This window comes from Stenotrophomonas sp. YJH_SMC_110 (assembly GCF_059369255.1).
In genome coordinates, this window is the sequence record NZ_JCAFSM010000004.1 from 75,753 (window position 1) to 96,882 (window position 21,130).

Below are 21,130 nucleotides of genomic sequence, written 5' to 3' on the forward strand. Positions count from 1 at the left end.
TCAGTTCCCGAACAAGCGGTTGCGTAGTGCAACGGACGCTTCATAGGCGCCACGATGGCGCTGGTCGTAAGGATCGGCCGGGGCAAAGCCCACCCCCAGGATGGCCGGGTAAGTGGCCGCACTGCCCGGCGCTTCGGCCGACGCACGCTGCGGACTGCGTGCCAGCAGGCCGACCTGCACCATGCCGACGCGTCGCCACTGCGCGGCGGCGGCGGCATCGGTGCCGGTGCTGACCGCACTGGCCACGCGCTGGTCGACGATGCGGCCGGTCGGCGGCGTGGGCAGGGAGATGTTGGTGGTGGCATCCAGGCCGTACAGGAACTGCATGTTCTCGATGCCTTCCACCAGCTCCTCGCCATCGGCGTAGCCGCCGGCGCCATTGGCACGTGCCCGGTAAAGCGCCGGCTCGCCATTGGGGTTGGTCGCGATGTAATACGCCATGCCATCGGCGCGATACAGCATGGTCATCGCGTTGTTGATCGAATAGTTGCTCAGGTCGACCTTGTCGACCTTCACCGTCGAACCGCTGATGGTGGCCGGGAATACGTCGGCACGGGTGCAGTCGGCCACGCCGAAGACCGTCGGCGTGCCTGCGGCGTTGGCCTTCAGCCGGGCCATGCCATCACTGGAGACGGTCAGGGTGGTCGCGCCCGCGGCCACGGAGATGCCGGTCACCACGGCCCCCTCCGGACTCATCAGGCGCAGCACCAGGATGTCGCTGCCCGGCAATGGTGCCGGCTTGAGGTTGGCGATGCTCTTCGGAACCGACTGCGCCGCGCTCCACGCACGGCCCAGCGTCAGCGTGGTGCCCGGCGCCGTACCTGCAGCCTCGTATCCCTGTACCGGAACCGAGAAATCCAGCGGGTCGCCACTGCCCGAGCTGATGCCCAGGTGGTAGCCGACATCGCCGGTGTTCTTGACCACGTGGGCCTGGTCGTTGACGCAACCGAAATGGCCGGCCATGCGCAGGTCACGCTGCAGGAAATCCAGCGCGAAGCGCGCGTTCTCCTGGGTACGGGCCGCGCCTTCGGACAGGCGCGAGGCCGCACGCGAGGCGATGAAGATCTGGGTGACGCCCAGCATCAGGACCAGGCCGATGACCATGGCGATCATCAGTTCGATCAGCGACAGGCCTCGGGCTCGCGAAATTGGACTCATGGGCGCGTTCACAGGAAGGTCGTCAGGCCGAAGGTGGTAAGGCTGTCGGGATCCTTCGGATCCCAGCGCTGGTCACCCCAGCTGATGGCCACGGTGACCTGGCCGGTGCTCTGCACGAAGGTCACCTGCGCGCTGGCCTTCTCGCCCAGCGTGCGCGCGACCTCGCACTGCCAGCGCGCCACGTTCGTCTTCGGCGTCACGGCAGCGCCGGTCGGCCAGGCGCAGACGCCGCTGGGCTTCACCGAGCCGGCCGAGAACGAGGCCGAGGAGTAGGCGCCACCGGCCAGCGTGTCGGTACGCTGGGCGCGCATCAGCTCAATCAGGTCGTTGGCCAGGTTGGTGGCCTGGGTGCGGTAATTCGCGCTCTGCACGAAGCGGACATTGGTGGTCTGCAGCAGAGCGAAGCCCAGCAGCCCGAACGCCAGGATCAGCACCGCCACCATCACTTCGATCAGGCTGAAGCCACCCTGCGACGAGCGCGGGCGGGCCAGGTTGCGGCGGCTCATGAGCAGGCTCCCTTGGTCACCCGGACCTGGCCGGATTGGTTGATCGTCAACGTGCTTTTCGATTCACCGGCCTTGCACGCATCCGGCGACAGCACCAGGGTCTGATCAGCGACCGCCCTGCGCCGGCCGCGCCCGTCGAAGGCGATGACCGCGCCCGGCGGGCCGACTACGCTCAGCTGCGGGTTGCCCTGCGAAAAGCGCAGCGCGACGTCATTGCTGCCCATCTGACCGTCGCCATCAAGGTCCGACCAGGCCAGTACGCCCTTGGACCAGTCGCCATCACAGGCCTTGCCATCGGCACTGCCACAGACACCGCCACCGTTGCTGTTGCGGATGCCTTCACTGCGGGCCAGGTTGGCCAGCGCGATCAGTTCATTGTTGGCGGTCGCCAGCCGGTTCGAGCGGATCATCCCGCGGAAGCTCGGATAGGCGATCGACGCCAGGATCACGAAGACGGCCAGCGTGACCATCAGTTCAACCAGCGTGAAACCGTTTTGCCGGCGCAAAGACATTGGACGCTCCCCAGCGTGTTGGTGGCCACGATGGGCCATCGCCCCGCCACCGGCAAGCGGCGGCAGGATGAACGGTCAATCCGGGGCGACGGGCGTCAAAGGCTTGACGAGCCGCCCTCCCCTGCCAGTGCCGGCGCGATCCCCATCGCGCCGGCCCGGGTTCAGGCCAGCACCTGGTAGCAGGGCTGGTATTCGCCGGAGATCTTCATCCGGCGCTGCTCGACGAAGGCGCGCAGCAGCGCATCCAGCGCCTGCATCATGTCCGGATCCCCGTGGATCTGGAACGGCCCGAACTGCTCGATGCGGCGCATGCCGTCCTCCTTCACGTTGCCGGCGACGATGCCCGAGAACGCCCGGCGAAGGTCGGCCGCCAGCGCGTGCGGCGCACGCCCGTGGTGCAGGTCCAGCGCGGCCATCGCCTCGTGGGTCGGCACGAACGGCTGCTGGTACTCCCACGGGATCTCGATCGACCAGTTGAAGAAGAACGAGTCCTTCTGCGCCAGGCGGTGCTCGCGCACGCGCTTGATGCCGTTGGCCATCTTCTTGGCCACCGCGACCGGGTCACCGATGATGATCTCGTAGCGCTCGGCAGCCTCATCACCCAGGGTCAGGCGGATGAAGCGGTCGATCTGCTCGAAGTACGGCGCCGCCACGGTCGGGCCGGTAAGGATCAGCGGGAACGGCAGGTCCTTGTTCTCCTCGCGCAGCAGGATGCCGAGCAGGTACAGGATCTCTTCGGCAGTGCCGACGCCACCGGCGAACACGATGATGCCGTGGCCGATGCGGACGAAGGCCTCAAGGCGCTTCTCGATGTCCGGCATGATCACCAGGTGGTTGACGATCGGGTTCGGCGACTCGGCCGCGATGATGCCCGGCTCGGTGAGGCCGATGTAGCGCGTGACGGTGCGGCGCTGCTTGGCATGGGCGATGGTCGCACCCTTCATCGGGCCCTTCATCGCGCCCGGACCGCAGCCGGTGCAGATGTCCAGGCCGCGCAGGCCCAGCTCGTAACCCACCTGCTTGGTGTACAGGTACTCGTCGCGCGAGATCGAATGGCCGCCCCAGCACACCACCAGGTTCGGATCGCCCGGGTTGAGGATGCGCGCATTGCGCAGCAGGCCGAACACCGCGTTGGTGATGCCCTCGGACGACTCCAGCTCGGCCGCGTAGGCCGGGCCCATCTCGATGGCCATGTAGGCCAGGTCGCGCACGACGGCGAACAGCAGTTCGGCGACACCGCGGATGATCTCGCCGTCGACGAAGGCCATCGCCGGTGCGTTGACCAGGTCGATGCGCACGCCGCGATCCTGCTGCGCCACCTGGATGTCGAAATCAGGGTAGAGGTCGCGCGCCGCGCGCGGATCGTCCGAAGCGCTGCCGCTGGTCAGCACAGCCAGCGCGCAGCGGCGCAGCAGCTCATGCATGCCGCCGGCGGAGGCATCGCGCAGGCGTGCGACCTCGGCGCGCGACAGCACATCCAGCCCACCGCGCGGGTAGATCCGCGCATCCTGCACCGGCAGTGCACGGGCTGATTTTTCGTTCGTGGTCATATCCAATTTTTCGCTTCCTTCAAGGTTTCCGACTGTACTGCCGCCCCCTTAAAAAGCAAAACGGCCGGGAAGCCCGACCGTTGGATGTGTGCTGCCCGCGTTCGCCTGTCCGGGACCGCCTGGGCGGCGTTGACGCCGCGCACATTTCCAGATGCTACGCCGTTGCCCAGCGCCCCGCAAGGACTTTCGCCTGAACGGGAAACGGCCGGGTTTCCCCGGCCGTTTCCGTTTACAGCAGCGCTACGTCAGTGCATCAGAACTGGTAGCGGAAGCCCAGCTGCATCGACCACTGCGAGACACCGACGTCGAAGCCGTCAGCATCGGAGTTGGCGACGCTCGGCAGGTCCGCGCCACGGTAGTTGTAGACGTACTTGCCGTTGTACAGGCCCTGCAGGCTGGCAACACGAGCGTTGGCGTAGAAGCCGTAGTCGTAGATGTTGCCCCACTTCTTGTTGAGCATGTTGCCGACGTTCTGGATGTCCAGCCAGATCTCCGACTTGTGGCCCTTCATGAAGCCCGGCAGCTGCTGGCTGATACGGATGTCGAAGGTGTTGATCCAGCCGGTACGGAACTGGTTGGCCGGAGCCACCTGGCCTTCGTACTTGGCCAGCTGCGGGTTGGCCGCCAGCCAGTCGAAGAACGACTTCTCCATCGCCGCATCGGCGGTGAACTTGCCGTTGTTGGACAGGGTACCGAACAGGACCTCGCCGCGACGCGGCACGTAGAACAGGTCGTTGCCCGAACGGCCGTCGCCGTTGGCGTCGTTCACATAGATGTAGCTGTACGGGCGGCCGCTGCGGCCTTCGTACACCAGACCCACCTTGGTCTCGTAGTCGCCGAAGAACTTGTGCTTCCAGTTCAGCGAGCCCGACAGGCGGTCTCGGATCTGGTAGCGCGAGGTGTTCAGCATTTCCTCGTTGGCATTGAAGGCATACTGGTAGCCCCAGCCCGAGCTGGCGGTGGAGCTGGTCAGGCTACCCACTTCCTTGGCATCGGTGTAGGTGTAGCCCAGGTTCCAGGACCAGTCGCTGCTCGCGCTCCACGGCTTGCTCAGCGAGACGGTGAACTGCGAGGTGCGGCCCTGATCGGTGTTGTCGATCAGGTAGACGTTGTTGAAGCCCTGTGCGGCGTAACCATTACGCGCATCGTTGGTGCCCCACGCCCTGCCGTCAGCCGAAGGCACGTAGTAGTTCACGCGACCATCGGCACCGACCTGACGGCCCTTGCCCAGGTTCAGGTGCTGGTAGTACAGGCCATCCTTGACCTTGGTGACCAGCAGCTCGGCCGAGGCGACCATGCCGTACCAAGGCAGCTCGTGATCGAAGGCCAGGTTGGCCTTGTACAGCGACGGCAGCTTGAAGTCGCGGCCGACGAAGTTGACGTTCTGCAGCGCGCTGCCCGGAGTGGTCGGGACCGGCTGGTTGTCCTTGTCCGGATTGAACTTCTGGCCGTTGTAGCGGCTGATGTTGTACGAGTCGTAGTTGAAGCCGGTGGTGGAGTAGCTGTTGCTGATCCACACCTGCGGTGCATCACCCTGGAACAGGCCGATGCCGCCGCGCAGCTGTGTCGGGCGCTCGGTGTCGAAGGTGTAGTTGAAGCCAAAGCGCGGCTGGATCAGGAACTTGCTCGGGAACACCGCACTATTGTCATAACCGAAGACAGTCTGCGCCTTCTGGTTGTACGCCGGCGCCGGGCTCACCTTCGGTCGGTCGCCACGCAGACCCATGGTCAGGGTCAGGTTGCTGTTGACGTACCAGGTGTCCTGCACGAACAGGGCCAGGTTGCTGTACTTGTAGTCAGCCGCGATCGAGTTCGCGCTCTTTTCCTTGTTCAGCTGGTAGGTCTGCCACTGCCCCTTGGCGAAATTGTCCAGGCCATAGAAGGTGTAAGCACCCCACGAGCCAGCGCCATAGTAGTTGTAGACATCGTTGGTGTCGTACGAACCACCGAACTTCAGGTCGTGGTCACCCAAGGTCAGCGTACCGGCGGCGTAGTAGTTCCACGCCTTGGTTTCCAGCACGTTGTTCTGCGAGTTGGTCTCGGTACCCAGGAACAGCGAGTCGCCTTCCGGCGTGGTCACATCGCCACCGCGCGGGAAGTAGATGCGGATGCTCGGGGCATTGGTCGGCACCTCGCGGACGGCCGAGTACTCGCGGTACGAAGCCTTCAACTCGGTCGAGAAGGTGTCGGTCCAGTCGCTGAAGACCTGGGCGACGTAGCTCTCGTTGGTCTTGACGTGCTGGTACCAGTAAGAGCTCAGCGAAGCCTGCGAGGTCGAGCCCATGCCGTTGATGCGCAGCTTGCTCTGCTCGAGCTTGCTGTAACGGATGTTGGCGCGGTGGTTCTCGTTGATGTTCCAGTCGAGCTTCAGCGCGTACTCTTCCAGATCCGTGTTGCCGTTGCTTTCGATACCGCCGGCATCGAAGCCATAACCCTTGGCGATTTCCTGGGCACGGGTCACGTCAGCCATGCTGTAGTCGGCATTGGCCTTGCCCAGCGCGGTGCTGGACAGGTCGGCGCCCGGCGCGGACTGCTTGAACTTCTCGTAGTTGGCGAAGAAGAACAGCTTGTCCTTGACGATCGGGCCGCCCAGGGTCATGCCGTAGGTCTTTTCGTCGTTGAAGCCGTTGAACTTCTTGCCTTCCGGGTTCTTGCCGAACCAGTCACCGTCACGGTAGGTGCCGTACACCGAACCGTGGAATTCATTGGTACCGGACTTGGTCACCGCATTGACGGTGGCACCGGCAGCGCCAGCGATGCTGACGTCGTAGTTGGACAGGTTGATGTCCAGCGCTTCGATGGCCTCCATCGCGACCGGCTGGCGGCGGGTCGGCATGTTGTTGCCTTCCAGGCCGAAGGTGTCGCTGGCCGAGACGCCGTCGATGTTGATCGAGTTGTAGCGCGGGTTCTGGCCACCGGCCGAGATCGAGCCCGAGGCGCGGTCGATGAAGGTCACGCGCGGATCCAGGCGCATCAGATCCTGGATGTTGCCGCCGATGGACGGCGCAATCTCGATCTGCTCCTGGCTGATGTTGGTGCCCGAGCCCATCTTGGTGGCGCTGAACACTTCCGAGCCGCCGCCGACGGCGGTGACCTGCACGGTGTCCAGGTTGGTGGCCTTGGCCACGTCACCGGTCAGGATGGCATTGATGGTGCCGGTCTGGTTCACGCCCAGGTAGACACCATCTTCGGTTTTGGTGCCTTCACCCGGCTTGGTGATGGTGATGGTATAGGGACCACCCACGCGCAGGCCGCGCGCGTTGTAGCGACCCGCCGCGTCGGTGGTAGCGCGCGAAACCGTGCCCGACTCGGTGTGGGTGATGGTGACTTCAGCACCGGCGACGGGCTGGCCGCCGCTGGTCACGACCTGGCCGCCGACACCGGCAGTGGTGGTCTGGGCGAAGGCGGGAGCGGCAGCAAGTGCAGCCACGAGACCAAGGGTAAGCTTGGACATCCGGAGTGGGTGGGTCATTTTTCGGTAGCCTCGATGCGAGTTGGCGATGGCGGAAAAAAAAGCGCATCCAAACAGCCCTGCGGGTGGCTGGTCGGAGAGTTATCTGGGGTTCCCTACCGCTTGGCTGAAGGCAGCCATAACGGTTAACACTAGATTAACACGCTACGCCATCAATGTGACGGTTGTGCGACAAACGGCACCGGTTCGCAACGCAATCGTGACGGGTTCTTCACTCCGCCTTTCCCCGGGGCTCACTCGCGGGGAACTGCCTCACTGGCATCGAGAATCGTCCCCCGCCAGGCATGGCCGGCCCGGGACAACAGGGTGACGGCCGCAGCGGCGGCCGCTTCGGGCCCTTGCGCGGCCGGGTCCTGGTCGACGGAATAGGCGCGGGCACGCAGGGCCGTGCGCAGGGGCCCCGGGTACAGGCCGCTGACCCGGACCGGGCTGCGGCCCAGCTCATCGTGCAGGCTCGCGATCAGGCCACGCAGGCCGTGCTGGGCCACGCCATACCCGCCCCAGTAGGCCTGCCCCACCCGTTCGGGGGCATCGACCGCGAACACCAGGGCAGCATCCTCGCGCTGCCGCAGCAGCGGCAGGCAGGCCTGGGCCAGCCAGGCCGGGGCGGTCAGGGTGACATGGACCGCACGGGCGAAACTGGCCGGGTCGGCCAGCTCGAACGGGGTCAGGCCGGGGAAATGCGCGGCGCAGACCAGCAGGCCATCCAGCCGCCCCAGCTCACGCTGCAGGGCCTGGGCCAGTTCGGCATAGTCATCGGGGCCGGCACCCTCCAGGTCCATCGGGTACAGCAGGGGTTCCGGGCCGACCGCCTGGACCTGGGCATAGACCCGGTCCAGCCGGCGCGGCTTGCGCCCCAGCAGGACCACGGTAGCCCCGGCCGCCGCAGCGGCAATCGCCGCCGCACTGCCCAGCCCGCCGCCGGCACCGGCAACCAGCACCACGCGGTCCTGCAACGGGCGGCCATCGAGCGCCCCGTCAGTCGGTGACGTCGACGGCCAGGCACTCATCCCTGGGTCGCCTCTTCGACGATGCGCTTGAGCTCGCCGGATTCAAACAGTTCCATGACGATGTCGCAGCCGCCGATCAACTCGCCGTTGATGAACAGCTGCGGGAAGGTCGGCAGGTTGGAGAAGCGCGGCAGGTTGGCGCGGATCTCCGGTTCTTCGAGCACGTTGACGGTGCGCAGGGTGACGGCGCCGGCAGCCATCAACGCCTGCACGGCGCGGCTGGAAAAGCCGCACATCGGGTACTGCGGGGTGCCCTTCATGAACAGCACGAGCGGGTAACGATCGACCTCGGCCTGGATTTGCTGCATTACCGCCACAACCACACTCCTTGCTTCGCCGGACAACCCGACCGTGATGGTCGGCTAGACTGCCCACGGTAGCCGCCATTGTAAGCGGATGGAACAGGCTGCCGCCGTCCCCTGGCCACGAACCTGCACATGCCTGTCGAATTGCCTGCCCTGCCCTACCTCTCCGGCTCCATGCAGCCCCACCTGTCCGCGCAGACCGTGGAACTGCATCACGGCCGCCACCACCGCGCCTATGTCGACGCGGTCAACGCCGGCACCCTCGGCACCGAGTGGGAGGAGGCGTCACTGGAAGAGATCGTGCGCCATGCCCAGGGCACGCTGTTCGATGCGGCCGCCCAGGCCTGGAACCACGGCTTCTACTGGCAGTGCCTGCGCCCGCGCGGCGGCGGCGAACCGCAGGGCCGGCTGGGCGAGCTGGTCAAGCGCCAGTTCGGTGACGCGCAGCGCCTGCGCGAGGAGTTCAACCGCACTGCACTGGGCCTGTTCGGCTCGGGCTGGGTGTGGCTGGTGCAGCACCCGGGCGGCCAGCTGGGCATCCAGGCCACCCGCAACGCCGGCACGCCCCTGACCGGCGACAGCACCCCGCTGCTGTGCTGCGACGTGTGGGAGCACGCGTACTACACCGACTACCAGAATGACCGCGCGCGTTACCTGGACGCGTTCTGGCAGATGGTCAACTGGGAATTCGCCGAGGGCCAGCTGCGCTGACCCCCTGTAGAGCCGAGCCCATGCTCGGCTGGCCGGACAGCAGCCGAGCATGGGCTCGGCTCTACAGATGAAGCTTCACGCGCTCTCGTGCGCGGCCACCGCATCCATCACCCGCGCCGAGTACACCAGCGCGGCGCCGGCGTTGAGCGAGACCGCCACGCCCAGCGCCTCGGCGATTTCCTCGCGGCTGGCGCCATGCTTCAGCGCCGCGTCCACGTGCACGGTGATGCAGCCGTCACAGCGGGTGGTCACCGCCACCGCCAGCGCGATCAGCTCCCGGGTCTTGGCATCCAGGTGGTTGGTCTGGGCACCGGCATTGGCCAGGGTGGCGTAGCCCTTGACCGTATCCGGCGAGAGCTTGCCGATCTCGCCGATGCGGCCCTTCAGTTCCTTGCGGTAGGCATTCCAGTCGAGCATGGTCGTGACTCCTGTGAAAGGAGCTCCACGCTACCACCGGGAATGTTGTGCCGATGGCTGCACCGGTGCGCCACACCGTTGCACTGCCGGCCAGCGGCCGGCACTACCGGACTCAGCGGTTGCGCAGCGCGTGCACCGCCGGTGCCACCTGGGCCTGGCGGTCCAGTTCCAGGCCCACCTGGTCCAACGCGTCGGCCAGTGCTGCGGCATCGTCATCGCGCAACGTGGCATGGCCGACCTTGCGGCCTTCGCGCGACTCCTTGCCATAGTCATGCCAGTGGCCACTGGCCTGGGCCAGCACCGGCAACGGGTCGGGCATCCGGCCCAGCCAGTTCAGCATGCAGGCATGGCCGAGCATGCGGGTGCTGCCCAGCGGCAGGCCCAGCACGGCGCGCAGGTGGTTCTCGAACTGCGAGGTCTCGCTGCCTTCGATGGTCCAGTGCCCGGAGTTGTGCACGCGTGGCGCCATCTCGTTGGCCAGCAGCTCGCCATCGCGGCAGAACAGTTCCAGCGCGAACACGCCGACGTACTGCAGGTGTTCTGCGACACGGCGTGCATAGCCGATGGCTGCCTGCTGCTCGGCGGCGGACAGCACGGCCGGGGCCACGCTGGCCGACAGCACACCGTCGACATGCCAGTTGCCGGTGATCGGCCAGGCTTCGAAACTGCCATCGCGGCCACGCACGGCCACCACGCTGACCTCGCGCTGGAAGGCCACGAAGCCCTCCAGGATCAGTCCGGTGCGCTCGACCTGTGCACCCAGCGCATCCCAGGCGGCATCAATGTCGGCTTCGCTGCGCAGGCGGAACTGGCCCTTGCCGTCGTAGCCCAGGCGGCGGGTCTTGAGGATGCACGGCAGGCCGAATTCGGCGGCCTTCGCCGCCAGCTCGTCGCGGCTGCGGATATCAGCGAAGGCCGGCAGCGGGATGCCCAGCTGCTGGAACAGGGTCTTCTCGCTCAACCGGTCCTGGGCCACCGCCAGCGCGGCCGGCGGCGGGTAGACCGGCACGCGGTCGGCCAGGAACTGTGCACTGTCGGCGGGCACATTCTCGAAATCGAAGGTGACCACATCGACCTTGGCAGCGAAGTCCGCCAGCGCCTGGCGGTCGTCGAAGGCACCGACGGTGAGCGGCGCCAGCGGGCCGCTGCAGGCGTCGGCCGCCGGGTCATACAGTTCGAAGCGCAGCCCCAGCGGCGCACCGGCCAGGACCATCATGCGGGCGAGCTGGCCGCCGCCCAGGATGCCGACGGTCAGGCTCATTGGCGCGGATCGTCGTGGGCCATCACGTCTTCGGTCTGGCGTGCACGGAAGGCGTCGAGCGCCTGGCCGATCGCCGGCTGGTCGCTGGCGAGCATCGCGGCGGCGAACAGCGCCGCGTTGGACGCGCCGGCATTGCCGATGGCGAAGGTGGCGACCGGGATACCGGCCGGCATCTGCACGATCGACAGCAGCGAATCCATGCCGTTGAGGGCCTTGGACTGCACCGGCACGCCCAGCACCGGCACGGCGGTCTTGGCGGCGATCATGCCTGGCAGGTGGGCGGCCCCGCCGGCACCGGCGATGATCGCGCGCAGGCCACGCGGGCCCGCCTGCTCGGCGTAACTGAACAACACATCCGGCGTCCGATGCGCGGACACCACCTTCACTTCGAACGGAACACCCAGGGCTTCAAGCTTCTGGGCGGCGTGCTGCATGGTTTCCCAGTCGGAACGGGAACCCATGACGATGCCGACAAGCGGCGCGATCGGGTTGGGGGTCATTGGCCGTCACCTGCCTTAAAGACGTATTCTAGCCATCTTCCACGCAAGACGAAGAACCATGGATCGCAAGCTGCTCGACCTGCTGGTGTCGCCTGACACCCGCCAGCCCCTGTCCCTGCTGGATGGCAAGGGCCTGGAAGCCCTCAACAAGGCCATTTCCGCCGGCGCGGTGAACAAGGCCGATGGCAACCCGCTGGCGCAGCCGCTGCGCGAAGCGCTGGTCACCCGCGACCGCAAGCAGGTCTTCCGCGTCGACGACGGCATCCCGGTGCTGCTGGCCGAGGAAGCCATCCCGACCGCCCAGATCGCCGATTTCCCGACCGCATGAGCACGCTGCCGACGCCGGATGCGGCCGTTGTCGCCGCCGATGTCGCGCGTGCACTGGCCGAGGACCTGGGCAGCGGTGATGTCACCGCCGCCCTGCTGCCCGACCAGGCCGACAGCGCCTACCTGCTGTGCAAGCAGGACGGGGTGATCGCCGGCCGCCCCTGGTTCGACGCCACCCACCGCGCCATCGACCCGGACGTACGCATCGAATGGCAGGTTTCCGACGGCGACGCGGTCACCGCAGGCACCGTGCTGGCCCTGCTGCATGGGCGCAGCCGCAGCCTGGTCAGCGCCGAACGCACCTCGCTCAACTTCCTGCAGACGCTGTCCGGTACGGCAACCACCACCGCCCGCTACGTGGCGGCGGTGGCCGGTACCGGCACGCGCATCCTCGACACCCGCAAGACCCTGCCCGGCCTGCGCCTGGCGCAGAAGTACGCGGTGCGCTGCGGCGGTGGCGAGAACCATCGTTTCGGCCTGTACGACACGGTGATGCTGAAGGAAAACCACATCCGCGCTGCCGGTTCACTGGCCGACGCCGTGGCGGGCGCACGCCGGCAGTGGCCTGCGCTGCCGCTGGTGGTCGAGGTCGAGGATCTGGCGCAGCTGCGCCAGGCGCTCGACGCTGGTTGCGAACGCATCCTGCTGGACGACTTCAGCCCCGACCTGCGCCGCGAGGCGGTACGCATCACGGCCGGCCGCATTCCGCTGGAAGTGTCCGGCAGCGTCGGCCTGGGTGGCCTGCGCTCGATCGCCGAGGATGGCGTCGACTGCATCTCCATCGGCGGCCTGACCAAGCACGTGCAGGCCATCGATCTGTCGTTGAAGCTCGGCCCACCGCCGGGCTGAGGCCTGCAGGACTTGTAGAGCCGAGCCTACGCTCGGCTGCTTGTCGATTTGCGGCACGCCCTGCGCGCGCTTCGCGCGATGAGCCGAGCATGGGCTCGGCTCTACACGACCCGGGACGCCTTCACGGCTCGGCTACGGCCGCCTCTGCGACGCTGCCGGCATCCCCCACAGGAGCCGCGCATGCGCCGGATGCTCTTGCCTGCCTGTCTGCTGCTGGCCGCGGCCCCCCTGTCCGCAGCGGCGGCCGAAGCCTGCGATGTGCCACCGCGTTTCGGCCTGAGCCCATTGGCGGTGGCCATCCGCAATACTGCCTGCAATGAACACCGGCTCTGGTTCCGGCCTTTCATCGATCGCGATGGCCGCGCGGCGAGCCTGAGTGTCACCGAGGCCGAGAACGAACATCTGGCCGACAACGGGCTGATTGCCTGGCAACGCGTGGCCGGCTACTGGCGCAACAGCGGCACGCTCAACGCGATGGGCAGCATCGCCGGCGCCAGCAGCTGTCTGGCACCACTGGGCACGCGCTACACCGACAGCGACTGCCGCACCTTCCTGATCGACAACCCGTGGTCGGCCGCGTTCATTTCCTGGGTGATGGTGCAGTCCGGCGTCCCCGGCTTCAACGCGTCGCCACGCCACATCGACTACATCCGTGCCGCGTACCAGGGCGGACCCTCGGGCGTGCCGTACCGGCTGGTCGATCCCGCGACCGCAAAGCCCGCACCGGGCGACCTGCTGTGCTTCCTGCGCGATCGCAGCACCACGCTCAGCTACAGTGGGCTGGTGCAGGCACTGGGCAACGGTTCGGTGGGCCACTGGAAATCACATTGCGAAGTAGTGGTGGCCGCCAACCTGGGGGGCGACCAGACCCTGTACCTGGTGGGCGGCAACGTGATGAACACGGTGGCGATGCGACTGCTGCCGCTGGACCGCACCGGGTTGATCAAGCTGCCGCCGGCGCGCGAACGCAACAGCACCGGCATCGAGCCCAGCTGCACGCCGGGCCGCGAGGACGAATGCAGCTTCAACCGCCAGGACTGGGCAGCGCTGCTGCAGCTGACGGCGACCGCGCCATTGGTGATGCCTTCGCCCTCCGCCGCGCCGATGCAGACGGTGCCGGCGACGGCGCCGTCTAACGTGCCCGCATCACCGATGTGCAGCGAACCGCAGCCACGGCGGTGAGTGCAGCGCTTGATCCAGCGCGCGTTCGCCGCCATCTTTGCCGGATCCACCTCTGACGGCTGACGCCATGCCCACCCTGCTGTTGTTGCTGATTGCCGGCGGAATCATCTATTTCTTCTGGAATGCGGCGCGTTCGGCCGCCGAGCGCGCGGTCGAGCTGGGCCGCAATGCCTGCCGCGCTGCCGACGTGCAGTGGCTGGATCAGGCGGTACATGCCACCGGCCTGCGACTGTCGCGTGGCGAGGACGGACGGCTCGGTTTCGAGCGCACCTTCAAGTTCGAGTATTCCTACGATGGCATCGATCGCCACGTGGGCCGCATGGTGCTGCGCGGCGACCAGCTGATCTCGTTCACCGGCCCCGGTGCCGCGCGGATCAGCCAGATCCGGCCGGATGTGGAGGATGCCGAGGATGTGTAAGAACTGAAGGTGTGCCGACCAACGGTCGGCACCCACACAATTCCGGCACCCACCGGTAAAACCTGCAAAGGAAGACGCCGCCCATCGGGGCGGCGTCGGAATGGTTACTTGACCACGCGCAGGTTCGGGCGGCCCTTGGGCGGCGGACTGGCCGGTGGCGTATCGTCCGGCGGCGTGCCGTCCTCGTGCAGCAGTTCGTCACTGGTCGGCGCGGTCTCGCTGCCCGGAATGTCATCCGGCAGCGCCATGCCCTGCCCGGTCTCGCGGGCATAGACTGCCAGCACGGCGCTGATCGGTACCTGCACCGGGTAGCTGGTGCCGGAGAAGCGGGCCGAGAAGCTCACCATTTCGTTGTCGATCATCAGCCGCACGACGGCGCGTTCGGCGATGTTGAGCACGACCCGGCCATCCTTGACCGCCGAAGGCGGCACCTGCACGCCGGGGACGCCGGCGTCGACCAGGATGTGCGGGGTCAGCTGGTTGTCGTTGATCCATTCCACCAGCGCCCGCAGCAGGTACGGGCGGTGGCTGGTCATGTGGAAGAAGTCTTCGGTCATGCGTGAAGTGTACGCGCCCGGCGCCCCGCCGGGGCGGATCGCCTGCACGCCGGTCGGCGTGCAGACGGGTTACGCAAGGTCGGATCAGACCGGCAGATCGCGCAGCTTCTTTTCCTGGTCGGTCAGGCTGCGGACGAAACCCGGGTGACGGAAGATGCGGTTGCCATAGTCCTCGATCGCCTTGCCGTCCTTCGGCAGCGGCACGTCCAGCGACTGCAGGCGCCAGATGATCGGTGCCATTGCACAGTCGGCCAGGCTCATTTCCGGATTGAGGAAGAACTTGCTGGCCTTGAACAGCGGCAGCGAGGCGGTCAGCAGTTCCTTCAGGCGCTTGCGGCCGGCCTCGGCCTGGGTCTTGTTGCCCAGCTGGATGGCCTGCACCTGCGGTACCCAGTCGTGCTCGATGCGCAGCATGGCCAAGCGGATACGCGCACGCGAGAGCGGATCGACCGGCATCAGCGGAGGATGCGGGTAGCGTTCGTCCAGGTATTCGCTGACCACCGACGCGGCGTACAGCACCAGCTCGCGCTCGACCAGGGTCGGCACCGAGTGGTACGGGTTGAGATCGATCAGGTCTTCAGGCGGGTTCTGCGGATCGACCGGGACAAAGTCGAAGGTGACCCCCTTGGCAGCCAGCACCAGGCGTACCCGGTGGCACAGTACGTCGTCGTTCGAGGAAAACAGCGTCAGTGTATTGCGCATGCGTACGCTCGCCGCCATCAAAGGCTCTCCCACGACAGGAGACCGCCTGCCGCATCGGCGCCGCCGGCACCGTGCCAGCGGTCGACTCCTCCCCGAGTGTGCAACCGACCATCACAAAAGCCAATAGGCCCGTGCGATGGCCGGCGGCAGAATCAGTGGACGTCCTTCCAGTATTCCTTCTTCAGCAGGTACAGCAGGAACGTCAGCAGGGCCAGGAACAGGATCACCCATACGCCCAGCTGCTGGCGCTTGAGCGCGGCCGGTTCACCGGCGTATTCGAGGAAGTTGGTGATGTCCCGAACGGCCTGATCGTACTGGCCGGCATCGACCGACCCGGGCGTTTCGATTTTCAGGCCGGTCACCGGCGGGTCCATGCCGGGCGCTTCCGCCTTGCCGTGCACCGCATGCTGCAGGCCCTGCATCTCCCACAGCGGGTTGGGCATGGAGGCATTGGCGAACAGCGCGTTGTTCCAGCCCAGGGGGCGGCTGCTGTCCAGATAGAACGACTTGAGATAGGTGTAGACCCAGTCACTGCCCCGCACGCGCGAGATCAGGCTGAGATCGGGCGGCATCTTGCCGAACCACTTCTCCGCGTTCTCCTTGGGCATCGCCACCGGGATCGGGTCGCCGATCGCCGAGCCGGTGAAGTTGAGGTTGTTCATCACCTCTTCCTCGGTCAGGCCGAGGTCCTGCGCCATCCGCGAATAGCGCAGGTACTTCAATGCGTGGCAGCCGGAGCAGTAGTTCATGTACAGCTGCGCGCCGCGCTGCAGCGAGGCGCGGTCACCGAGGTCGTTGCCGGCCTGCAGCAGCGGGGTGCCGCCTTCGGCGGCGGAGGCCAGGAAACTGCCCAGCATCAGGGTGGCCGCCAGGGCCAGCCGGACCATCCAGCGCTCAGTCATGCGTGGTCACCCTCTCCGGTACCGGCTTGGTCCTGTCCAACCTTGTCCATAGCGGCATGGTGATGAAGAACGCGAAGTACAGGAAGGTCAACACCCGCCCGATGTAGGTCTCGTGCACATCGGTGCCCGGGCCGGAACCAATCACGCCCAGCCACACGAAGCACACCGCCAGCACGCCCAGCATCACCTTCGAGATCCAGCCGCGGTAGCGCACCGATTTCACCTTCGCCTTGTCCAGCCACGGCACCAGGAACAGGATCGCGATGGCCGAGAACATCACCAGCACGCCGCCCAGCTTGTTCGGCACCACGCGCAACATCGCGTAGTACGGCGTGTAGTACCAGACCGGCTTGATGTGTTCCGGGGTCACCAGGCGGTTGGCTTCGGTGAAGTTGTCGTGCTCCAGGAACAGGCCGCCGAAACCGGGGGCGAAGAAGATGATGAAGGCGGCGATGATCAGCAGGAAGCCGGCACCGACGCCATCCTTGAGCGTGTAGTACGGATGGAACGGAATGCCGTCGGCCGGGGCGTTCGGCGACCAGCGGTTGCCCTTGGGCCCCTTCTTGATCTCCACGCCATCGGGGTTGTTCGACCCCACCTCGTGCAGCGCGCCCAGGTGCAGCACCACCAGCAACAGCAGCACCAGCGGCAGTGCGATGACATGCAGCGCGAAGAAGCGGTTGAGCGTGGCGTCACTGGGCAGGTAGTCGCCCATGATCCACTCGGTCAGGCCGTTGCCGATCACCGGTATCGCGCCGAACAGCGAAATGATCACCTTGGCGCCCCAGAACGACATTTGCCCCCACGGCAGCACGTAGCCCATGAAGGCTTCGGCCATCAGCACCAGGTAGATCAGCATGCCCAGGATCCACACCAGCTCGCGCGGCTTCTGGTAACTGCCGTACAGCAGGCCGCGGAACATGTGCAGGTAGACCACGATGAAGAACAGCGAGGCCCCGGTGGAGTGCATGTAGCGGATCAGCCAGCCCCACTCCACATCACGCATGATGTATTCGATGGAGCCGAACGCCTCGGCGGCGTTGGTCTTGTAGTGCATCGTCAGGAAGATGCCGGTGACGATCTGGTTGACCAGCACCAGCAGCGCCAGCGAACCGAAGTAGTACCAGATGTTGAAGTTCTTCGGCGCGTAGTACTCGGTGACATGCTTGCGGTAGACCGGCATCAGGCCCGGCGCGCGGGCATTGACCCAGTCGGCCACGCCGCTGGCGGTACGAGCGAGGATATTGGCCATCAGGCTGCCCCCTGCGGATCGACACCGATGATGATGGTGTTGTCGTCCTGGTAATGGTGCGCGGGCACCTTCAGGTTGATCGGCGCCGGCACGTCCTTGAAGACGCGGCCGGACATGTCGAAGCGCGACTTGTGGCAGGGGCAGAAGTAGCCGCCCTTCCACTGCGGGTCATAGGGTTCAGGCCGGATCTCGGCGACCATTTCCGGCGAACAGCCCAGGTGCGTGCACAGGCCGACCAGCACGGAAATGTCCGGCTTGATCGAGCGCAGCTCGGGGTTCTGCTTCAGCACGTAGTCCGGCTGCTGGTCCTTCTCGCCGGACTCGGGGTCCTTGAGGCGGCCATCGAGCCCGTGCAGTGCATCGAGGATCGCCTTGGACCGCTTGACGATCCAGATCGGCTGGCCACGCCATTCCACGATCAGGCGTTGGCCTTCCTGCAGGGCGCTGATGTCGGCCACCACCGGTGCGCCGGCAAGCTTGGCACGGGCACTGGGGTTCCAGGATTTGATGAAAGGAACAGCGGTGAATCCGACGCCGACGGCACCCACCACGGCTGTGGTGGCAGAAAGAAAACGCCGACGTCCGGTGTTGACTGGATCGTGTACCCCATCGTTGGCCATCCGGCACTCCGATATTGATTAGGTAGCTTTAAGGCTGCCAGCGGATCCGGTGGGGGCCAGAGCCGCATTGAATCATGGGCGAGTGTAGCGGAACCGTCGAGCGCCACACAACGCATTGCAACAACATTGATTACGGGGCTGCCAGCCAGTGGCCGGTCGGTACCGGCCATTGCCCAAGGTTGCCGGCCAGCGGCCGGCACTACTGGTGCGTCAATGCGGTGCGGTAACGCTCGGCCAGCTGCCCGACCCGGCGCACGTAGTACTGGGTCTCGCTGTAGGGCGGCACGCCACCGTGGCGGTCAACCGCGCCTTCGCCCGCGTTGTAGCCAGCCGCGGCCAGGGTCAGGTCGCCATTGAAACGCTTCAACAACCACGCAAGATACTGCACGCCACCGCGGATGTTCTGCCCGGCATCGTAGGAATCGCTGACTCCGAATCGGGCCGCGGTTGGCGGCATCAGCTGCATCAGGCCCTGCGCGCCGGCGCGGCTGAGCGCGGTCGGGTTGTAGGCCGACTCGGCGTGGATGATGGCGCGCACCACGGCTTCGTCGACGCCGAACTCGCGCGCGGCCGAGCTGATCTCGGTCTGGAACGCGGTGGTGTTCAACCGCACCGAACCGAAGTCCACGCGCGGGTTGACGCCACAGGCGTAGCAGCGCTCCATGAAACTGTAGCGGATGGTGCGCACCGGGCCGAGGTTGGCGACCTGGGTCGGGCGCGCACTGGTGTAGTGGCGCACGCCGTCCTTCATGAAGGAATAGACCTGGCCGCTGACCATGCGCCCGCTGCGCGAGGCGACCGGGGGCGCGGGTACGGCGGCTGGCGCAGCCGCCGGCGCCGCAGTGCTGGCCGCCACCGCCACCGGGTTGCGCTCGATGCTGGCCACGGTGGTCGGCGCCGGCTTCGGCGCGGCCACCACCGGGCGCGGTGCCGGGCGGAGGTCGCGGCTGTAGCTGATGGCGCTGCAGCGGGCCCCGGCCAGGCGCTTGCTGACATAGCTGGTGACCCCGTCGGCGCCCTGGCACTTGAACAGGGTGCCCGCGCTGGCCGGCGCAGCGGTCAGCGCAGCGATGATGATCGCCGTTGTCCCCAGTATCCCCTTCATGCCGGCGAGTGTCCCAGCTTCGCCGGGGCTTGCCAAGCGACGCGGCTCAGCCTGTGACCGGCGGCACAGCCAGCACCTGCCCCAATCCGGCCAGGCGCTGTGCCAGTTCATCGCGCAGGCCCGGCGGCGTGGTCCACACCGCCACCGGCACCCGGTCCAGACTGAGGATCTGCGCCAGCATCATGCCGCGGCTCTCGGCGCCCATGCGCAGCAGGCAATGGTCGGGCCCATCGTCCTCCAGCACACCACACCAGGGCGGGATGCAGCCTTCCAGCTCGGCGCGGCTGCCGGCCAGGCGGACGATGGCCTGCAGGGCGAACGGGGCCTGGCTGACCGCCTGCCGCACCATCACATCCGGCGGTGCGGGCGTACGGCGGTGCATGCCCGGCTCGGCGCATTCGCGCACCGCGCCCATCCGGTCCACGCGCAGGGTGCGCCAGTCCTGCCGGCCCAGGTCCCAGGCCAGCAGGTACCAGCGCCGCCCGTAGTTGACCAGGTGCTGCGCCTCGACCTCGCGCTGGGTCACCGCTTCCTGGGCACTGCGGTATTCGAAGGCCAGCCGTGACGCCTGCCGGCAGTGCTGGGCCAGCTGCCCGAGCAGGCGTGCGTCGGTGGACGGAAGGTCGGACAGGGTGGCGGTGGCGGCATGCACCTCGCCGGCCTGCTGGCGGCGACGGGTCGGCACCAGCGGATCGAGCTTGGACAACAGGCCGCGCGCGGTGTCGTCGATGCCGGCGACGGTCGCAGAGGCCGCGCGCAGGGCGATGGCCAGGGTAGTCGCCTCCTCCTCGTCCAGCAGCATCGGCAGCACCGGCGCCCCTGCCCCCAGCTGGTAGCCGCCGCCAACCCCGGACGAGGCCCGGACCGGATAACCCAGCTCGCGCAGGCGCTCGACGTCACGGCGGATGCTGCGCCGGTCCACGCCCATGCGCTCGGCGAGCTCGGCCCCGGACCACTGGCGACGGGCCTGCAGCAGGGCGATCAGGCGCAGCAATCGATGGGCGGTATGGCGCATGAAGGATCGAGGACAGAAGTCGTCCGCAATAGTGCCCCAGGATGGCCTCCAGTTCACCACCCACCGCAAGGAGCAATGCCATGAATTCACGCCAGATCACCCTGTACCACGCCGCCCGTTCCCGCTCGAGCGGCGCCGTGGCCCTGCTCGAAGCACTGGGTGCCGACTACCGCATGCAGGTGCTGGACCTGAAGGCGGGCGCCAACCTGGCCCCGGCCTACCTGGCCATCAACCCGATGGGCAAGGTGCCGGCGATCGTCCACAACGGTGCGCTGGTGACCGAGCAGGTGGCGATCTATCTGTACCTGGCCGACCTGTATCCGGAGGCCGGCCTGGCACCGCCGATCGGCGACGCCCTGCGCGGGCCCTACCTGCGCTGGATGGCCTTCTATGGCGCCTGTTTCGAGCCGGCGATGATCGACAAGGCGATGCACCGCGAGCCGCCGCCGCGCCTGATGTCGCCGTACAACGACGCCGAGACCGTGCTGCAGGTGATCGAGGCCCAGCTGGCGCAGGGCCCCTACCTGCTTGGCGAGACGATGAGCGCCGCCGACGTGCTGTGGGGCAATGCGCTGGCCTGGACCACGGCCTTCGGCCTGGTGCAGCCTGCACCGGCCACGGCTGATTACATTGCACGGATGAGCGCGATGACCGCCTTCGACCGTTCGCGGCAGATCGATGCGGAACTGGCGGCGTAAGCAGCGCCCCCTTGTAGAGCCGAGCCCACGCTCGGCTGCTCCTCCGCCTTGCAAAGGCAGCCGAGCACGGGCTCGGCTCTACAGTGATGGCCACGCTGGGC

The 21,130-nt window shown here is 66.8% G+C and carries 23 protein-coding genes; 6 read left to right on the plus strand and 17 right to left on the minus strand.

Annotation, left to right across the window (positions count from 1 at the left end; genetic code table 11):
- The 7 genes from AC5P6H_RS09475 to grxD form a co-directional block, all read right to left on the minus strand.
- Positions 1-1,158, minus strand: a complete 1,158-nt coding sequence (locus AC5P6H_RS09475) for a PilW family protein (RefSeq protein WP_241886656.1) — start codon at positions 1,156-1,158, stop codon at positions 1-3.
- A gap of 8 nt (positions 1,159-1,166) precedes the next feature.
- Complete coding sequence (gene pilV / locus AC5P6H_RS09480; RefSeq protein ID WP_046429810.1) at positions 1,167-1,664, minus strand: type IV pilus modification protein PilV; 498 nt, start codon at positions 1,662-1,664, stop codon at positions 1,167-1,169.
- Positions 1,661-2,176: a pilus assembly FimT family protein gene (locus AC5P6H_RS09485; RefSeq protein ID WP_041863227.1), complete on the minus strand. Its 516-nt coding sequence runs from the start codon at positions 2,174-2,176 to the stop codon at positions 1,661-1,663. Before AC5P6H_RS09485 ends, pilV begins: the two co-directional genes overlap by 4 nt.
- Positions 2,177-2,337: 161 nt before the next feature.
- The gene (ppnN, locus tag AC5P6H_RS09490; protein ID WP_014036604.1) at positions 2,338-3,726 is read right to left on the minus strand and encodes a nucleotide 5'-monophosphate nucleosidase PpnN; all 1,389 of its coding nucleotides are present in this window, start codon (positions 3,724-3,726) and stop codon (positions 2,338-2,340) included.
- 253 nt (positions 3,727-3,979) lie between these two features.
- Entirely contained in the window at positions 3,980-7,198 is a 3,219-nt protein-coding gene (locus AC5P6H_RS09495) for a TonB-dependent receptor (RefSeq protein WP_230548474.1), read from the minus strand.
- Positions 7,199-7,431: 233 nt separating this feature from the next.
- Positions 7,432-8,208 (minus strand): SDR family NAD(P)-dependent oxidoreductase, encoded by a 777-nt coding sequence (locus AC5P6H_RS09500; RefSeq protein ID WP_111205954.1) that lies wholly within the window; start codon positions 8,206-8,208, stop codon positions 7,432-7,434.
- Positions 8,205-8,525 (minus strand): Grx4 family monothiol glutaredoxin, encoded by a 321-nt coding sequence (gene grxD, locus AC5P6H_RS09505; protein WP_005415957.1) that lies wholly within the window; start codon positions 8,523-8,525, stop codon positions 8,205-8,207. The genes AC5P6H_RS09500 and grxD overlap by 4 nt, the downstream gene beginning before the upstream one ends.
- 120 nt (positions 8,526-8,645) lie before the next feature.
- Here grxD and AC5P6H_RS09510 point away from each other — a divergent pair, with 120 nt between their 5' ends.
- A complete protein-coding gene (locus AC5P6H_RS09510) occupies positions 8,646-9,224 on the plus strand; it encodes a superoxide dismutase (RefSeq protein WP_495202554.1) in 579 nt (192 codons plus the stop codon).
- A gap of 75 nt (positions 9,225-9,299) precedes the next feature.
- Here the strand turns inward: AC5P6H_RS09510 and AC5P6H_RS09515 are convergent, their stop codons facing one another.
- The 3 genes from AC5P6H_RS09515 to purE all read right to left on the minus strand — a co-directional run bounded on the left by AC5P6H_RS09515 (position 9,300) and on the right by purE (position 11,402).
- A complete protein-coding gene (locus AC5P6H_RS09515; RefSeq protein WP_004152082.1) occupies positions 9,300-9,641 on the minus strand; it encodes a carboxymuconolactone decarboxylase family protein in 342 nt (113 codons plus the stop codon).
- Between the two features lie 112 nt (positions 9,642-9,753).
- A complete protein-coding gene (locus tag AC5P6H_RS09520) occupies positions 9,754-10,902 on the minus strand; it encodes a 5-(carboxyamino)imidazole ribonucleotide synthase (RefSeq protein WP_241884905.1) in 1,149 nt (382 codons plus the stop codon).
- Positions 10,899-11,402, minus strand: a complete 504-nt coding sequence (purE, locus tag AC5P6H_RS09525) for a 5-(carboxyamino)imidazole ribonucleotide mutase (RefSeq protein WP_005412808.1) — start codon at positions 11,400-11,402, stop codon at positions 10,899-10,901. The genes AC5P6H_RS09520 and purE overlap by 4 nt, the downstream gene beginning before the upstream one ends.
- Positions 11,403-11,460: 58 nt before the next feature.
- On the opposite strand from purE, the gene AC5P6H_RS09530 reads away from it, so the two are divergent.
- The 4 genes from AC5P6H_RS09530 to AC5P6H_RS09545 all read left to right on the plus strand — a co-directional run bounded on the left by AC5P6H_RS09530 (position 11,461) and on the right by AC5P6H_RS09545 (position 14,178).
- Positions 11,461-11,730 (plus strand): Trm112 family protein, encoded by a 270-nt coding sequence (locus tag AC5P6H_RS09530; protein WP_014036599.1) that lies wholly within the window; start codon positions 11,461-11,463, stop codon positions 11,728-11,730.
- Positions 11,727-12,578 carry a carboxylating nicotinate-nucleotide diphosphorylase gene (gene nadC / locus AC5P6H_RS09535; RefSeq protein ID WP_495202555.1) on the plus strand — a complete coding sequence of 284 codons (852 nt, stop codon included), beginning with the start codon at positions 11,727-11,729 and terminating at the stop codon, positions 12,576-12,578. Before AC5P6H_RS09530 ends, nadC begins: the two co-directional genes overlap by 4 nt.
- Before the next feature lie 180 nt (positions 12,579-12,758).
- Entirely contained in the window at positions 12,759-13,760 is a 1,002-nt protein-coding gene (locus tag AC5P6H_RS09540) for a DUF2272 domain-containing protein (RefSeq protein ID WP_495202556.1), read from the plus strand.
- A gap of 67 nt (positions 13,761-13,827) precedes the next feature.
- Positions 13,828-14,178, plus strand: a complete 351-nt coding sequence (locus AC5P6H_RS09545; protein WP_005415950.1) for a DUF3301 domain-containing protein — start codon at positions 13,828-13,830, stop codon at positions 14,176-14,178.
- A 104-nt stretch (positions 14,179-14,282) separates the two neighbouring features.
- Here AC5P6H_RS09545 and AC5P6H_RS09550 read toward each other — a convergent pair whose 3' ends face one another.
- The 7 genes from AC5P6H_RS09550 to AC5P6H_RS09580 form a co-directional block, all read right to left on the minus strand.
- A complete protein-coding gene (locus tag AC5P6H_RS09550) occupies positions 14,283-14,735 on the minus strand; it encodes a ClpXP protease specificity-enhancing factor (RefSeq protein WP_014646584.1) in 453 nt (150 codons plus the stop codon).
- Between the two features lie 84 nt (positions 14,736-14,819).
- Positions 14,820-15,455: a glutathione S-transferase N-terminal domain-containing protein gene (locus AC5P6H_RS09555; RefSeq protein ID WP_005408842.1), complete on the minus strand. Its 636-nt coding sequence runs from the start codon at positions 15,453-15,455 to the stop codon at positions 14,820-14,822.
- A gap of 134 nt (positions 15,456-15,589) precedes the next feature.
- Positions 15,590-16,339, minus strand: coding sequence for a cytochrome c1 (locus AC5P6H_RS09560; protein WP_032960911.1), 750 nt, complete (start codon positions 16,337-16,339; stop codon positions 15,590-15,592).
- A complete protein-coding gene (locus AC5P6H_RS09565; RefSeq protein WP_014646581.1) occupies positions 16,332-17,591 on the minus strand; it encodes a cytochrome b in 1,260 nt (419 codons plus the stop codon). The genes AC5P6H_RS09560 and AC5P6H_RS09565 overlap by 8 nt, the downstream gene beginning before the upstream one ends.
- Positions 17,591-18,211, minus strand: coding sequence for a ubiquinol-cytochrome c reductase iron-sulfur subunit (gene petA / locus AC5P6H_RS09570; protein WP_004151998.1), 621 nt, complete (start codon positions 18,209-18,211; stop codon positions 17,591-17,593). The genes AC5P6H_RS09565 and petA overlap by 1 nt, the downstream gene beginning before the upstream one ends.
- Positions 18,212-18,410: 199 nt before the next feature.
- Entirely contained in the window at positions 18,411-19,316 is a 906-nt protein-coding gene (locus AC5P6H_RS09575; RefSeq protein ID WP_046429799.1) for a lytic transglycosylase domain-containing protein, read from the minus strand.
- A gap of 46 nt (positions 19,317-19,362) precedes the next feature.
- Positions 19,363-20,331 carry a WYL domain-containing protein gene (locus AC5P6H_RS09580; RefSeq protein WP_164076936.1) on the minus strand — a complete coding sequence of 323 codons (969 nt, stop codon included), beginning with the start codon at positions 20,329-20,331 and terminating at the stop codon, positions 19,363-19,365.
- Between the two features lie 80 nt (positions 20,332-20,411).
- Between AC5P6H_RS09580 and AC5P6H_RS09585 the strand changes: the two genes are divergently transcribed.
- The gene (locus tag AC5P6H_RS09585) at positions 20,412-21,029 is read left to right on the plus strand and encodes a glutathione S-transferase family protein (protein WP_014646578.1); all 618 of its coding nucleotides are present in this window, start codon (positions 20,412-20,414) and stop codon (positions 21,027-21,029) included.
- Positions 21,030-21,130: the final 101 nt, after the last annotated feature.